The 15,225-nt window shown below is 41.0% G+C and carries 19 protein-coding genes, 1 riboswitch and 1 other annotated feature; of the genes, 1 reads left to right on the forward strand and 18 read right to left on the reverse strand.

All coding sequences use genetic code 11. From position 1 onward, the window contains the following. Window positions 1-12: 12 nt before the first annotated feature. On the reverse strand, window positions 13-522 hold the full coding sequence (locus SM122_RS03180; protein ID WP_003006740.1) for a QueT transporter family protein: 510 nt from the start codon (window positions 520-522) through the stop codon (window positions 13-15). Continuing rightward, window positions 520-626, reverse strand: a riboswitch (PreQ1 riboswitch). Its footprint overlaps the gene before it by 3 nt. A gap of 28 nt (window positions 627-654) precedes the next feature. Between SM122_RS03180 and SM122_RS03185 the strand changes: the two genes are divergently transcribed. Further along, window positions 655-1,098: a GtrA family protein gene (locus tag SM122_RS03185; RefSeq protein WP_003006737.1), complete on the forward strand. Its 444-nt coding sequence runs from the start codon at window positions 655-657 to the stop codon at window positions 1,096-1,098. A gap of 25 nt (window positions 1,099-1,123) precedes the next feature. On the opposite strand, the gene SM122_RS03190 is transcribed toward SM122_RS03185, so the two are convergent. The 17 genes from SM122_RS03190 to SM122_RS03270 all read right to left on the reverse strand — a co-directional run bounded on the left by SM122_RS03190 (window position 1,124) and on the right by SM122_RS03270 (window position 15,208). Then, window positions 1,124-1,831: a B3/B4 domain-containing protein gene (locus SM122_RS03190; RefSeq protein WP_049523405.1), complete on the reverse strand. Its 708-nt coding sequence runs from the start codon at window positions 1,829-1,831 to the stop codon at window positions 1,124-1,126. Further along, a complete protein-coding gene (locus SM122_RS03195) occupies window positions 1,828-2,292 on the reverse strand; it encodes a MarR family winged helix-turn-helix transcriptional regulator (RefSeq protein WP_155169028.1) in 465 nt (154 codons plus the stop codon). The genes SM122_RS03190 and SM122_RS03195 overlap by 4 nt, the downstream gene beginning before the upstream one ends. A 252-nt stretch (window positions 2,293-2,544) precedes the next feature. Beyond that, window positions 2,545-3,516, reverse strand: a complete 972-nt coding sequence (locus tag SM122_RS03200; RefSeq protein WP_155169026.1) for a YihY/virulence factor BrkB family protein — start codon at window positions 3,514-3,516, stop codon at window positions 2,545-2,547. Window positions 3,517-3,599: 83 nt separating this feature from the next. Then, window positions 3,600-4,460: a methionyl aminopeptidase gene (locus SM122_RS03205; protein ID WP_003003694.1), complete on the reverse strand. Its 861-nt coding sequence runs from the start codon at window positions 4,458-4,460 to the stop codon at window positions 3,600-3,602. A 21-nt stretch (window positions 4,461-4,481) separates the two neighbouring features. After that, window positions 4,482-5,759 carry a CBS-HotDog domain-containing transcription factor SpxR gene (spxR, locus tag SM122_RS03210; RefSeq protein WP_003006721.1) on the reverse strand — a complete coding sequence of 426 codons (1,278 nt, stop codon included), beginning with the start codon at window positions 5,757-5,759 and terminating at the stop codon, window positions 4,482-4,484. After that, window positions 5,752-6,303: a GNAT family N-acetyltransferase gene (locus tag SM122_RS03215; RefSeq protein WP_324737791.1), complete on the reverse strand. Its 552-nt coding sequence runs from the start codon at window positions 6,301-6,303 to the stop codon at window positions 5,752-5,754. The genes spxR and SM122_RS03215 overlap by 8 nt, the downstream gene beginning before the upstream one ends. A gap of 56 nt (window positions 6,304-6,359) precedes the next feature. Beyond that, the gene (locus SM122_RS03220; RefSeq protein WP_049471988.1) at window positions 6,360-7,619 is read right to left on the reverse strand and encodes a UDP-N-acetylglucosamine 1-carboxyvinyltransferase; all 1,260 of its coding nucleotides are present in this window, start codon (window positions 7,617-7,619) and stop codon (window positions 6,360-6,362) included. 192 nt (window positions 7,620-7,811) lie between these two features. Then, a complete protein-coding gene (gene metK / locus SM122_RS03225) occupies window positions 7,812-9,002 on the reverse strand; it encodes a methionine adenosyltransferase (protein ID WP_324737792.1) in 1,191 nt (396 codons plus the stop codon). A gap of 397 nt (window positions 9,003-9,399) precedes the next feature. Next, the gene (locus SM122_RS03230; protein WP_155169022.1) at window positions 9,400-10,626 is read right to left on the reverse strand and encodes an ABC transporter permease; all 1,227 of its coding nucleotides are present in this window, start codon (window positions 10,624-10,626) and stop codon (window positions 9,400-9,402) included. Between the two features lie 143 nt (window positions 10,627-10,769). After that, complete coding sequence (locus SM122_RS03235) at window positions 10,770-11,117, reverse strand: hypothetical protein (RefSeq protein ID WP_241679644.1); 348 nt, start codon at window positions 11,115-11,117, stop codon at window positions 10,770-10,772. Window positions 11,118-11,336: 219 nt separating this feature from the next. Then, window positions 11,337-11,777, reverse strand: coding sequence for a hypothetical protein (locus SM122_RS03240; protein ID WP_155169020.1), 441 nt, complete (start codon window positions 11,775-11,777; stop codon window positions 11,337-11,339). A gap of 170 nt (window positions 11,778-11,947) precedes the next feature. Further along, window positions 11,948-12,415 (reverse strand): deoxycytidylate deaminase, encoded by a 468-nt coding sequence (locus SM122_RS03245; protein ID WP_049490930.1) that lies wholly within the window; start codon window positions 12,413-12,415, stop codon window positions 11,948-11,950. Between the two features lie 300 nt (window positions 12,416-12,715). Next, a complete protein-coding gene (gene rplT / locus SM122_RS03250) occupies window positions 12,716-13,075 on the reverse strand; it encodes a 50S ribosomal protein L20 (protein ID WP_037596870.1) in 360 nt (119 codons plus the stop codon). 49 nt (window positions 13,076-13,124) lie between these two features. Further along, window positions 13,125-13,325 carry a 50S ribosomal protein L35 gene (gene rpmI, locus SM122_RS03255; RefSeq protein WP_003003453.1) on the reverse strand — a complete coding sequence of 67 codons (201 nt, stop codon included), beginning with the start codon at window positions 13,323-13,325 and terminating at the stop codon, window positions 13,125-13,127. Between the two features lie 33 nt (window positions 13,326-13,358). Continuing rightward, window positions 13,359-13,889 (reverse strand): translation initiation factor IF-3, encoded by a 531-nt coding sequence (gene infC, locus SM122_RS03260; RefSeq protein ID WP_003003721.1) that lies wholly within the window; start codon window positions 13,887-13,889, stop codon window positions 13,359-13,361. A 16-nt stretch (window positions 13,890-13,905) separates the two neighbouring features. Then, window positions 13,906-14,034, reverse strand: a sequence feature (ribosomal protein L20 leader region). 23 nt (window positions 14,035-14,057) lie between these two features. After that, window positions 14,058-14,738, reverse strand: coding sequence for a (d)CMP kinase (gene cmk, locus SM122_RS03265; RefSeq protein WP_155169018.1), 681 nt, complete (start codon window positions 14,736-14,738; stop codon window positions 14,058-14,060). Between the two features lie 14 nt (window positions 14,739-14,752). Then, window positions 14,753-15,208, reverse strand: coding sequence for an SAG1386/EF1546 family surface-associated protein (locus SM122_RS03270; RefSeq protein WP_155169016.1), 456 nt, complete (start codon window positions 15,206-15,208; stop codon window positions 14,753-14,755). Window positions 15,209-15,225: the final 17 nt, after the last annotated feature.

Here is a 15,225-nt window from a genome sequence, read left to right on the forward strand (position 1 = left end):
CCCACTCTCTTCTTATTTTGTAAAATCGATCCGTTTAGAAAGTTGATTGATCACAATCGCTCCAAAAATCAAGGATGCGAATTCACCCAATCCCATAGTCAACCAGTTATAGAAGAATGGTTGGCCTTGAAGGTAGTATAGTTCCAAGGCAATCGTAAACATGGAGATGGAAAAGAAAATCGCAAACAAGAAATGGTCCAAGCGAATAAGACCGTCAAACAAGAACTTGTTTTTGAATCGACCAAATAGAATGAGTCCAAGTCCTAAGAAGACAAAGGTTGAACCTCCACCGACAAAGACATCGATCCATCCAAAACTAAATAAGTTAGCAATCATACAACCAAGCGTCACCGCAATCAAGTACTTCTTATTGTAAAAAGCTAAGAAATTCATCATTTCCGAAACACGGAATTGATAGCCATAGTAGGCCATAGCGTTAAGAGGTGGGGTAATGGTCAATACGATATAAATCGCAGCAACAATGGCAATTTGTGCCATATCACGAGCAGTTAACTGTTTCATCTATTCTCCTTTAGCGGTTTTCCCGCGTGTAATATGCTTGGCGAAAGGATCTTAAGCACCAAGGGTTGAAGGTTTGATTTCTTCAACCTTTCAAGTATAGCATATTTTGAGGTTTTATGGTAGACTGAATTTATGAAAATACTAATTAAAAAATTTTTTGATAATGAAATTTTATCCTATCTCTTTTTTGGGGTTGCCACAACCATTGTTTCCGTCGGAACCCGCCTCTTCATCTATCAAGTGTCTCGTGATGAACGATTAGCGACCGCGATTGGAAACATCGCTGGGATCCTCTTTGCCTTTGCGACCAACGATACCATTGTCTTTAAACAAGAAAGAAAGGGCTGGTTTCAGCGCTTGATTCGATTTGCAATTGCGCGCTCTGGGACCTTTATTCTAGATATGGCCTTGACTGAGATTTTTGTCAAGCAATTCCCAGGAATTATCGGGCAATTTGTCAACAATAACAAGAGTCAAATCAATCTGATTGAAACCCTCTTTGCACAAGTGGCCATTGTGGTCCTCAATTACGTCTTTAGTAAACTCTTTGTCTTTAAAAACAAAAATAAGGCTTGAAACGATTGTTTCAAGCCTTATTCTTTTAAACTTCTATACTTGCATGCTCTGCACTTAATTGATAGATGGTGCCTTCAACCCCAAAATAATCCTTGGCTAGATCTTTCAATTCCTGCATGGCTGTTTGGGCTCGTTTGGCCTGCTCCTCGTTGATGGCTTCAATGACCAAAATAGCGTCCTTGGTATCTTCAGTTAGCATGGTTCTTTGAGCCTCACGCCAATTCAAACAACGGCAAACGGCGCCTTCTTGGTCGTAGTAGATGATCTCCCCTTCCAAAGCTGGCGCATCTTCGTCAGCTCCTAATGGAAAGAAAGGTTCGCCTCCTTTCGCTTGACCTAGAGAGAGGCCACCCACCAATTTATCCATATCTTCTCCCCCACAAGGAAGGGCATAAGCCATCGACACGCTATTGTAAAGATCCACCAAAGGATTAATCGGATAGAATTCACGTCCCTGGTGAACCCGTTTTAAGAGTGCTTCGATGGAAGATCGGGCTCCTTTTTTTGTTTTAAACTTGCTAAAAGCTTGGCGCCACTCTTGAACGAACTCACTCTGGGTATAGTTTTCTTCATCGATAAATTCCCATGCTCGCTTGGCACCCTTGTCCAACAATTCTTTGAAATAAGGATCCTTGGCCTCATCTACTGTATTATCAATACCATACAAGGACATTACTGTAATTCTAGCTGTTGGAAATAAATCCCAAAATGCTTGATCGACTGTCACTTTCATTGCTTTACCTCACTATAATTTCTTTTTTGACCTTTTTTGACTAGTTCCCAATCCAAGGTGATATTCTCACGAACTCGGATCAGATACTCTTCTAACTGTGCGACTTCTTCTTTGGAAAATCCTTTTAAGGCAATTGTCTCAGAGTAAAGATGCTCCCCTAAAATGAAGGGGTAAATCTGCTTACCTTTTTCAGTTAATTCCCATTCCTTTGTTTTAAGGTTTTCACCCTTTGGGCGCTGTTGAATCATTCCTCGTTCTTCTAGTCTTTTTACGGATCGGGCAACAGTTGAGCGATCGACTTTTAAGAGCTCAGAGAGTTCTTCCTGAATAATTCCAGGTTGCTCCGCAATTCGTACCAGATAGAGGTATTGACCACGTGCTAGATCCAAATCCCGAAATTCAATATTGGCTATAGAATCCAGTGCTCTCGCAATGATGCCAATCTCACGTAAAATACTCATCTCACTCCTCCTTTCCTATTGACAATAGCATAACACACTTTTGTTGCAAATGCAACAAAATAGATAAGAAAAAAAGAGGCTGGGACAAAAGTCCTAGCCTCTCAATTGTTTTTGGATTGTCGAGCAAGACGCAGTGGTTGAGTGGGCTCTACTACGCTGATCCCATCAGCTTTTACAGCCCTACTCAACTGTGCGGAGGTGGGACGACGAAATCGAATTCTAACGAATGACCGATTTCTGTCCCACTCTCCCTTATTCCGTTTTATCTTTTTTTATCAAGCGTAACCGTCGCTTTAATTTCTGTGAAACTTCTTTATGCCGAAAGGCTACTTCTTCCGTTTTTAATTTGGAGACAATTTCTCCACTGCGCGTTTGGAACTTGGCTTCTCTGGCAAATTGGATACTGGCGTTTAAAATACAACCAATAATCATGATTTTTGCCACCAAGATGAACCAGAACATGATGACCGCTAAGACGACCGAACCGAAGAAACGAGCATCTAAGAAATGACTCACATAGCGATCCACATATTTCCAAAAGATTTTCAAAATCGCATACAGGACAGCAACAACAAAGGTCGCTCCTGGCAATACATATCTAAATTTTGGAATTTTGACATTTGGAAGGGTGTAATAGAGCAAGACCAGACTGACAAAAAGTAAGAGGTAGATGGTCGGCTCTGTCAAATTCAGTAAACGTACATAAATCGTCCGATCAAATGAAAAGGTCCGATAGAGATAGCGAACGATCATTTTTCCAAACATGGAAAGAATGAGCGAAAGTCCAAACAAGCCCTGCAAGGCAAAACTGATCAGAAAGCTAAAGAGTCGCCCCCAGATAATACCACGCTCCTTTTCCACCCCATAACTCTTGTTATAGGCTTTTTGGAGGTAGGCAATGCTCTGAGAGAAGATCCACAAAGCAGAAATAATCGAGAAACTCAGTAAGCCTGTCGAAGGTTTGGTCAAGACACTCGAAATCATCTGTGCCACTATTCGATATAAGGAGGCTGGCAAAATTTTCTGTAAGCTCAAAAGAATCTGAGTGGGACGAATATGAAAGTAGGGTAAAATATTGGCTGCAATCAGCATCAAAGGAAAAATGGAGATCAGCAAATAATAAGCCACCGCAATGCTGGTGATATCAGACTCTGCGCTCTGATAAAACCGCACGAAGCCCTTTATAAATGGCTGTCCCAGTACTTTTTGTAAGACCTTTTTCATTCGTCACCTCCCCATTTTACTAAAAAAGAGCAAAGAGCGAAACCAGACACTAGCCTTCAGCTCCATTCTTTCCTCTCTATTTTTTAGTATGTTCCTTCTTCACCTTGACTAGTCAAGATCACTGGACCATCTTTTGTAATCACAAATTGATGCTCGTATTGACAAGAAAGTCCACCGTCGAGGGTCTTATGGGCCCAACCAGTTTCCATATCTGTATCAATCTCCCAAGTACCGGTATTAATCATTGGCTCAATCGTCAAGACCATCCCTTCACGTAAGCGAAGACCGCGTCCAGCACGACCATAATGTGGGACCATTGGTTCTTCATGCATGGTAGGCCCGACACCGTGTCCGACCAAATCACGCACCACGCCATAGCCTTTGCTTTCTGCATACTCTTGAATCGCTGCACCAATATCTCCCAAGCGATTGCCAACGACCGCTTTTTCAATTCCCTTATAGAGACATTCTTTGGTCACGTCCATCAAATCTTTGACTTCTTGCGAAACATTTCCCACCGCATAAGCCCAGCAAGAGTCCGCCAAGCCACCACTATAAGACTCAGTGTATTTCTTCACTTGGGCTACATTATCAAAATCTAATTTCGATACATCCAAAACAGATTTATCAAGCGGTTCTGACAAGACCATGTCTACCTTGAGGAGATCACCATCTTTGAGAATGACATGACGTGGAAAAGCATGGGCTACTTCGTCATTCAAACCACAGCAAGTCGCATAAGGATAATCCATGAGACTGCCTTCTACACCGATCTGAAGCGGCAAGACATTGGCTTCTTTACAGCGACGACGGACATATTCTTCTACTTCCCATAGGTCAAGCCCTGGCTTGATCAAGTCACGTAATCCAATATGGATACTGGCAAGGAAATCACCTGCACGATCCATGGCTTCAATTTCACGTTGTGATTTTAATGTAATCATTGTCTCCTCATTTCTTTTTGTTTAATTAATCTTAATTGTAATGGTTGCTTTCGCAACTAGCTGCAGATCTAAATACAAGCTAAAATCAACCAAGGCCGAACGTCTGGTTCGTCGAACTAGTTGTGGTTCAATGCGGATCACATCATCCACCTGCACAGCCTGTAAAAAATTGATGATCAACTGTTCGACAATCAAGCTACGCCCACTGTGTTGCATCATCTTGCGAATAATCTTCATCAGCACTTCGATCATGACCCCATTGGCCAAAACACCGCTTTTCTCCAGCATACTTGGCTCCACTGTGAATTGGTAATGGTCGTTCTCTGTCTGAATCTTTTGACCGATCTGCTCACTAAAGGTTGGTAAGCTCGAAAACTGCACCTTGCTAATCCGATCCATGACATCCCGACGCGTAATAACCCCCAGCAAGGTCTGGTTATTACGAACAACAGGAATCATTTCATAATCTTCAGCGATCATCCGTTGGCTAATCGTCGCAATGCTGGTGGACAAATTAGTGGTAAAAATGGTCCGTGACATCACCTTATCAAGGGTCGTCTGAGGCGCCTTATCTCCAGCATCTCTCATGGTTACGACGCCCACTACCATCTGGTGCTGATTGACAACCGGAAAACGACTAAAGCGATTCTTTCGAACCAAATCTAAATAATCCCTTACCGTATCCGTCTCAGAAAGATAGCCGTACTCATGGAAGGGCCGATAGACCTGCTCGACTGTCAAGATATCCGTCTTGATCTGCATGTTAGACAAAGCCTTATTGATCATGGTCGCGACGGTATAGGTATCGTGTGAAGTTCGGATGACTGGGATTTGTACCTGATTGGCCAGATCAATCACATCCTCACTCACTTCAAAGCCACCCGTCACTAAGACCGCATTGTCATGCTTAAGAGCCAATCGTTGGATGCTAGTGCGGTCACCCACGATCAAAAGCCCCCCTTCAGACACATAGTCAAGGACGTGCTTTTCTGTCATGGCACCGATATAAAATTTATTAAATTCTTTTTCGAGTCCCTCTTCACCAGCTAATATTTCAGAACCGGTGATTTCTAAAATTTCCCGATAAGTCAGGTGCTCTAGTACAGCTTTTTGCGATTTGACACGGATGGTCCCGCTTCTAGGACGCGTTTCGACAATTCCTTGATTTTCAGCTTCTTTAATGGCACGATAGGCCGTCCCATCACTGACATTCAAAAAATTGGAGATACTGCGGACACTGACCCGTTTTCCAATCGGTAATTTTTCGAGATAGTCTAAAATCTCTTGGTGTTTACTCATAGAAGTCCCCTCTACCTAGGCGGAAATCATAATAATCGCGCATTTTACGCGTATAGCGGTCACTCCCTTTGAATTGACGAAAGAGACGAAAACCAGCCTTCAAAGCAACCTTTTGACTCCCTGCATTTTCAACATGGGTGACAATCTTAAGCTCCTTCAGTTGAAATTTTTCAAACGATAGAGAGACCAACTCTTTGACCGCTTCTGTCATCAGACCCTTTCCCCAAAAATCTTTGTGTAAAAAGTAGCCTAACTCAGCCTCTCCCTTAATTTCATCCAACTTTTCAAACTTGATGGAGCCGATCATCTGATTAGTTTCCTTATCACAGATCGCCCAAACCCCCAAAGGATTTTTCATGAAATAGTTGGCTAGTACATATTGAGTTTCAGCAAGATCGGCTTGTGCAGGGAAGATAAATTGTAAATTTTCAGGATTCGAAGCAATCTTATAAAAATCTTCCGCATCCTCAAAGAGAAAAGGTCGTAAATACAACCTTTGTGTTTCAATTAGTGAATAGACAGCTAAGTTCGTCCAAATATTCATTTCAAACTCCATTGTTCGTGTATCCAGCCGCCACTATCAGATCCCAAGTTCTGTCACTATTCCTCTACCAACTGGATGTCTGCTCCAAGTTGGGTCAATTTATGAATAATATCTGAATACCCGCGAAGGATGTATTCCACATTTGTAATTTCTGTTGTTCCAGAAGCCATGAGACCGGCGATCACTAAAGCCGCACCAGCTCGAAGATCCGTCGCTTTCACACTGGATCCTGTCAATTGATTTGGCCCTTCATAAATAATGTGGTCGTTCAAGGTCGAAATGGTGGCCCCCATTTTAGCCAATTCTGGTACATGGTTGACCCGTTTTTCATAAATCGTATCAACAATGCGACCACGTCCTGCAGCCGTTAAGAGCAAAGGTGTGATCGGTTGTTGCAAATCAGTCGCAAAACCAGGATAAGGAGACGTTTTAATCTGGATCGCCTTCAAGCCCGTCTGCTTTTCTACAAAGATGCTATCTTCAGAAATGGTCATGCGCACACCCATTTCCTCTAACTTGGCAATATAGCTCTCCAAATGCTCATACAGGACATTATTGATCTGGATACCTTCTCCAATAGCAGCTGCAAGGGCAATATAGGTTCCAGCTTCGATGCGATCTGGAATCACCTGATGTCTCGTTCCATGCAATTGTGGAACACCATCAATGATTATGATATCCGTACCTGCTCCCCGAATATGGGCTCCCATGTTGTTGAGCAAGGTTACCACATCGATAATCTCAGGTTCCCGCGCAGCATTTTCGATCACTGTCCGACCTTCAGCCTTGACCGCTGCCAAAATCGTATTGATCGTTGCACCGACACTAACAGTATCCATATAGATATTTGCTCCTTGAAGAGGCTTGCCATCAGTCGCAAGTTTCATACTAGAGCCATCCATGGTCATAGCGGCTCCCATTGCTTCAAAGGCCTTCAAATGCAAATCGATCGGACGTGGTCCAAGGTCACACCCTCCAGGTAGTCCAACAGTTGCTTGACCATAACGTCCTAACAAGCTACCATAGAAATAATAGGAAGCTCGCAAGCTATTGATCTTTCCAAATGGCATAGGCATATTCTTCACCCCACGTGGATCAATGATCAAACTGTCTTCTTTGCGCTCGATCTTAGCGCCCATGATGGTCATGATTTCAATCAGACTCGCCACGTCGGAGATATCCGGTACCCCATCTAGGGTCACGATATCGTCCGCCAGAATGGTCGCTGGAATCAGGGCTACTACACTATTTTTTGCACCACTAATGGTCACCTCTCCTTTTAGAGGGCGACCACCATTTATTACAATTTTTTTCATCTTAATAATTTATTAGCTCTTTCAAGTCTTTTTCCTTTTACTATCGTTTTTTGTAACGAAAATAAAAGGGACAACGTATTTAAAATACTGCATCTATTATACCACAGATCGACCTATTTTTCCATCTGTAGGAATTTTCAAAACGAAAAAAAGCTAGGATCAACTTGACCCTAACTTTTCCATTTCAACGAATTATTTTACAGCTTCTTTCAAGGCTTCTACCTTGTCCAAACGTTCCCATGGAAGGTCAATATCTGTCCGTCCCATATGGCCATAAGCCGCTGTTTGACGATAGATTGGACGTTTCAAATCCAGCATTTGGATAATCCCTGCAGGACGAAGGTCAAAGATTTGACGCGCTGCAGCTTCTAATTTGCTTTCAGCGACTGTTCCAGTACCAAAGGTATCAATCCGAACAGAGACAGGTTGAGCAACCCCAATGGCATAAGCCAATTGCACTTCCGCCTTCTTAGCAAGACCTGCTGCCACGATGTTCTTGGCAATATAGCGAGCTGCATAAGAAGCGGAACGGTCCACCTTAGTGGCATCCTTACCAGAGAAGGCACCACCACCGTGACGTGAGTAACCACCATAAGTATCCACGATAATCTTACGACCTGTCAAACCTGAGTCCCCTTGAGGTCCACCAATAACAAAGCGACCAGTAGGGTTGATGAAGAATTTGGTCTCAGCATCTAGATAAGAAGCTGGAATCACCTCTTTGATGACCTTGTTAATCACATCTTCGTGGATTTGTTCATTGCTGACATCTGGATCGTGTTGAGTTGAAATAACGACTGTATCCACGCGCACAGGGCGGTCGTTTTCATCGTACTCAACAGTGACCTGTGATTTAGCATCTGGACGAAGATAGCTGATTTCACCAGACTTACGAAGCTCTGCCAAACGACGAACCAACTTGTGGCTGAGTGAAATTGGCAATGGCATAAGTTCTTCTGTTTCATCCACCGCAAAACCAAACATAAGACCTTGGTCTCCCGCTCCGATCAAATCAAGTGGATCTTGATCTTCATTTCCACGTACTTCCAAGGCTTCGTTTACCCCTTGAGCGATATCAGGAGATTGTTCCACCAATGATGGGTGTACTCCAACAGTTTCAGCAGAGAAACCATATTCTGTATTGGTATAGCCAATTTCTGCAATCGTATCGCGAACAACACGGTTAATATCGACATAGGCATTGGTTGAAATTTCACCAAAAACATGGACTGAACCTGTATAAACAGCTGTTTCAGCCGCAACGTGAGCTTCTGGATCTTGCTCTAAAATAGCATCTAAAATAGCATCTGAAATTTGGTCTGCAATCTTATCTGGATGCCCCTCAGATACTGATTCAGACGTGAAAAGTTTACGTTCTGACATAAAAATGTCCCCCCTTAAAAAATATTGTTATAGAGTTACAAAGTACTGATAGAAGATTTCTACCACCTTATCGGGACCATATAACACTTCATTATAACACATTACATATGATATGGAAAATGATTTTTCAAAAAGCCCATTAAATCAGCTTTTTCGGTCTATGCACTACCCAGTTAAACTGACTTAAACAGTCCTCAAAGTTCCTAAAAAGTTCACAAAAATACCCCGTAGGGTATCTATCAATTGACGAGTTCAGCAGGCAAGATCTAGCACCCTCACACGGTGCTTTTTTATCTTCAAAAATGGTAGACATCCGCGTACCAATGGGTACTCGAAAACCTACCACCTACTTAAATGATAACAGTTCTTTAAAAATTTTCAACCCTATCTACTTTAATCAGTCTCCATTTTTAAATAATATACCTCCAATAAATACCAGGACTCCTAAAACCAAGGATAAAATATTTGGACCTGTCCAATAAGGATCTAGCGTACCTATGATGGAAACAATAAATAAGACGGCTGATGTATTTAAGAGACCCACATTTCCATTCCTCATAGCTATGAAAAGGATGAAAGTCGCAATCATAAAACAAATATAATGGATGGCACCAATATATAAGATCAGTAGATACATAGGGTTTCCTAAAAATAAAGGAAAAATCATAATACCAAGGTGGCAGACTGCTATTATAAGGGCGCTCCATAACCAAGACGAATGAAGAATGATCCTCTTTGGCGAATTTTCTTTATCATTGTTTGATTGTATATCAGCATTCAACTGATCGTTTACATCTATGTCTCCTTCTACTTGAGAGTCCGCCATCTCTGGTTTAGTGTCAATAGATGATAGATCTTGTACTTTCACCTTGGACTCCCAGCTAACTGCAACTTTCTCAAGTAAACTAAAAACACGACAAGCAATATAAATCGATAAGAGAAGATAAAAGAGACCGTAAAAGCTTATACGAGAGATGAAAGAGTATACTGCACCTATCACAACAAGAGAAGATAAAATGAGCAAGAGAGAAAATACTTTCTGAAGTTTCTCACTTGTACTTGTGATCATAGCATTAATCAGAAGTAAAAACATTAACTCCATTACAATGTATCGAAGTGTAAAAGCGTAAATGTCACTCGTTCTATCCATACCAATCAATATAAATAGTGGAGAAATATTTGTAGAGGAAACAAATAGTACTAAATAAGCTATCGATGATTTCCAACCATCTTTACTTTTCCAATTGTTTAAAAGCTCCCTCATTTCTACATTCTTTATAAGCAGGCAAATCCATATTAAACAAATGATATTTAGCACAAAGGAAATGTTCATCAGATTTGTTGGGGAGAAAGGTGGTAAAAAAAACATCAGTAGTTGGGTAATTGAGAGGAGAAGAGCAGCTATCAATCCTTCAACATTTAAACGCTGATTCATGATTCTCCAAATTACCCAGCAAATAATCATTCCATTCCATATAGAAAAAATACTAGAGACAGTGAACAGTGGTGTATTTTCATTTAAACTTTGGGAACTATAGTTCACTACTAGACTACTACCATAAGAAACAAGATAAAGAATTGCTTCAAGAATTAGCAGTATACCATACCATTTTTTTCTAGACATAGATTCTCCTCCACTTTCTAAGAAAAGTATTTAACGATTCATTTATTTAAATTATAACACAATTTGTAACCGTTTTCCTATTGCGTTATCAGTACTAAATAAATAAATAAAAAAGATAGGATTGAACACCCTACCTCCTATCATCACTCTTCATTTTTTAACAATACAGTTCCAATCAATACCAGCACTCCTACCACAAGCGGTGGTATATGATTAATCACCCAAGAAGGATCACCCGCAGCAATAAATGAAAGAACATAAATAGCTGCTGCTATATAAAGAGTTGCTTTATTGCCATTCACATTTCCATTCCAAAGCAGGATGGTTGCAATAAAAAAGCTAATCATATGGATTCCCAAAAAGTACAAAAAGCCGCCAGCCCACGCTCCCATTGAAAAGAGACCTAATAAAAGTAAAACTGTATAAACAATGGCCAAGAACAAATCAATAGAAAGGATTACAGAATTTCCAATTCTCTTCTCTGGCTTCATTTCATTGTTAGGAAGAAGACTTTCATCTGAAACGAATGCCTCTTTTTCTTTATCTACTTCAGGATTTTTCTGTTAATCTGTCATAACTTTCTACTAACATTTTTAGTTATTCTTTCAAATAATAGCGCTTAAAAATAGAGCGGAAGAACTGATTTAACTATCTCTTTGATCGACCCGAATACTTTTTATTGAGTAGAGTTGACCATACCCATTTTTTGATTAAGAGCTTTTCTCTTCTTTAACCAGGAGTGTTCCGATTAAATTCAAAATACCTAAACATAAGGGAGCAATTCGAAATATTTCCCAGTCCGGATCAAAAGCCAAGATGATAGACAGCAGATAGAGTCCAACACTCGCATAGAGAAGGCTTTTATTCCCCTTCTTCATCCCTAGTCGAATTAGAAAGGCCCCAATCGCAAGACTTAATAAGTTTGGACCAAGGAAAATCAAAACGACAAATCCCCAACCATAATCCCAAGGTGCAAAGTAAAAGACAAACAATACAAGATAGATAATGGATAAGTAAAATGTCGCTGAAAGAAGAATAGAATGTAAGCTATTTTCTTTTGGAGGATTCTGAACAGATACAGAATTTGGATAATCTTCACTGATCTTACTATGTTCTTTATTTTCCTCAAGATGTTTCTCTTGGTTTATCATCACTTTCTCCTACCTTTCTTATATTTTTATGTTTTTCCGTTAACACCATTATACTTGATTCCATTATTCTTTTCATGATAGCCATCTATTCAATGCTATCTCTTAAACATTAATTTGAACAGGTTTTCAATTAGATTGCTAACATATCATGAAATAGACTGGAAGCTTCCCTAAATAAAATCAGCCTCAGCAATAGCTCGTTTCACTTCTTCAATTGGTAAATTGACCAGTTCTACTTCTTTTTCACGGTAAAGATACTCGGCATATTCATCAATGCGGTACTGATGGATATATACCACCCGCTTGCAGCCGACTTGAAGCAATTGCTTGGTACAATTGAGACAAGGAAAATGCGTCACATAAGCTGTAAAGCCTTTGGGAATTCCACGTTCAGCTCCTTGCAAAATAGCATTGACTTCCGCATGAATCGTCCGGACACAGTGTCCCTCGACCATAAGACAGCCATCCTCTAGACAATGATCTGTCCCCGAAACGGATCCATTATAACCTGTTGCAATGACCTTATTATCCTTTACCAGTACAGCCCCAACCTTAGCTCGATTACAGGTCGCTCGATTCGAAATCAGTAAGGCCTGTGCTGCAAAATATTCGTCCCATGCTAGTCGATTGTGTGTCACCTTTATATCCTCCTCATATCGGTTACGATTATTTTCATTATAGCATGAAATCAACAAGAAAAAAAGGGAGTGGGAAAGAACTCTGACTAGTAAAAAAGAGTTCGTTTTCCCACCCCCGCACAGCTTCAACAGTCTGGGAGACTGTTGAAGGTTGCAGATAAAGGAAACATAGTTTCCGTCAACATAGGTCATCTTTAGAGCTTAAAAAGCGAATAAAGATACCAATCAACCACTGCGTCATACAGTTATTTCTATCATACATCAAAGGCTGGACAACTTTTGCCCAGCCTATTATAAACATTATTTACCAAGTTTTGCTTTAGCTGCATCTGCAAGAGCTGTGAAAGCTGCTACATCGTTAACAGCCAAGTCAGCAAGCATTTTACGGTTAACTTCGATCTCAGCCAATTTCAAACCATGCATCAATTGTGAGTATGAAAGTCCGTTCAAACGAGCTGCCGCATTGATACGTGTGATCCACAATTTACGGAAGTCACGTTTCTTTTGACGACGGTCACGGTATGCATAGTAGTAAGAGTTCATTACTTGTTCTTTTGCAGTACGGAACAAGATATGTTTAGCTCCATAGTAACCTTTAGCTAATTTAAGAATACGTTTACGACGTTTGCGTGATACAACGCCACCTTTAACACGTGCCATTTATATTTCCTCCAATATTTCCTAGAATTCTTTACTTACGAATACGCGATTATTTCAAGCGAGTAAGCATTGCTTTGATACGTTTGAAATCTCCTGCATGCACCATAGATGCTTTACGAAGATGACGACGTTGTTTCTTAGTTTTTCCGTGGAAACGGTGAGAAGTGTAAGCACGGAAACGTTTAAGTCCACCAGAACCTGTACGTTTGAAACGTTTAGCTGATGCGCGGTGTGTTTTTTGTTTTGGCATGATATTTTCTCCTTTTTTTAACTTTCTGACAGATTATTTCTTGTCAGTTGCTGGCGCCAATTGCATGAACATTTGACGTCCATCCATCTTAGCTCGTTGTTCGATGATTGCCACATCTTGTGTCGCTTCAGCGAAGTCGGCTAAAACTTTAGCACCAATCTCTTTGTGGGTAATCATACGACCCTTAAAGCGAATGGATACCTTCACTTTATTTCCTTTTTCAAGGAATTTGCGAGCATTGCGAAGTTTTGTATCGAAATCACCCTTGTCAATCACTGGGCTCAAACGAACTTCTTTCACGGTCACAACGCTTTGTTTTTTGCGTTGTTCTTTTTGCTTCTTCTGGTACTCAAATTTGAACTTACCGTAGTCCATAATTTTCGCAACAGGAGGTTTAGCTTGAGGTTGAATGAGAACCAAGTCAACATTAGCGTCGTCCGCAAGTGCTTGCGCTTCGCTAAGTGGTTTGATACCCAATTGCTCACCTTCAAGACCGATTAAGCGAACTTCACGTACACGAATTTCATCATTGATGAATAAGTCTTGCTTTGCTATGGTTTTCACCTCTTTTTTATTATTCGAGAAAAACAAAGAACGGACCTGCAAAACAGGCCCGAACTACATGATGTATTTCATTACTGAAACTTGATCCGTAGGGGCCAGGCAACTTGCGTCACAAGGCGAGAAGTTCTCACTTCTGCTTTTCTCAACTTTTATATGATATCAAGTTTTTTATTCTTTGTCAAGAATTTTTTTTGCTTTTTCTTCAATAAATGCAACAACGTCTGCAATTCCAACACCCGTTGTGTCAAAATGAATGGCATCAGCTGCAGGTTTCAAAGGAGAAACGGCACGGTGGCTGTCCTTATAGTCCCGCTCGGCGATTTCTTTTTTCAACAATTCAAGATCCGCTGTAATGCCCTTTTCAACATTTTCCTTATAACGACGTTCTGCCCGCTCCTCAACAGAAGCGACCAAAAAGATCTTCAACTCTGCATGTGGAAGGACGACCGTCCCAATATCGCGTCCATCCATAACGATGCCCCCCTCTGCTGCAATTTCTTGCTGTAGAGCGACAAGTTTTTCACGGACTGGCGCAAGCGCTGCAACCCATGAAACATTGTTGGTCACTTGGTTATCGCGAATTGGGTGGGTAATATCCACGTCTGCTACAAAGACAAGTTGCTCTCCTTCTTCCGATCGACCGAAACTAATTGGATACTGATCTAAAAGGGCTAAGAGGTCATCAACCTGTTCAGCTGTCAGATTATTTTGCAAAGCTAGATAAGTCGCCGCACGGTACATAGCTCCTGTGTCTAGATACGTATAGTCTAGATCCTTGGCAATGATCTTTGCAACTGTGGATTTTCCACTAGAAGCCGGTCCATCAATGGCAATTTGAATTTGTTTCATGTTGTCCTCAACTCCTACTGAATCTTAACGACATCACCAGGATTGGCATACCAAGATCCTGTAGACATGTGAGATGGATTTAACTGTTCCAATTGGGCAATGGAAATACCAGCACGCGCAGCAATCGCTGCTTCCCCTTCACCTGCTTGAACAGTGATCGTGCCTTCTTCAGAGTTCTCATCTTTTGAACTATCGTCTTTAGGCGCTTGGTCAGTTTGTGCTGCAGGGGCTGATGATTTCTGTTCAACCTTAGTCTCTCCATTGTAGAAACCAGACATTTGTTTTGATTTATTGCTGCCACCTGTTGAAAGGAAAATCAACAAGCAGACCATCGCCACTACTACTACAAAGAAAATAATGGCTAAAATCGTCAACAGACGATCTGCCTTTATTCCATTTAACTTACTCGTTCTTTTCAATGTTTCTTCTCCATCATCGTAAATATCTTCTTCCCATGGTTCTTTTGCCATGACTTCCTCCTTGTTTT

The organism is Streptococcus gingivalis (assembly GCF_035544715.1).
GTDB lineage: Bacteria > Bacillota > Bacilli > Lactobacillales > Streptococcaceae > Streptococcus > Streptococcus gingivalis.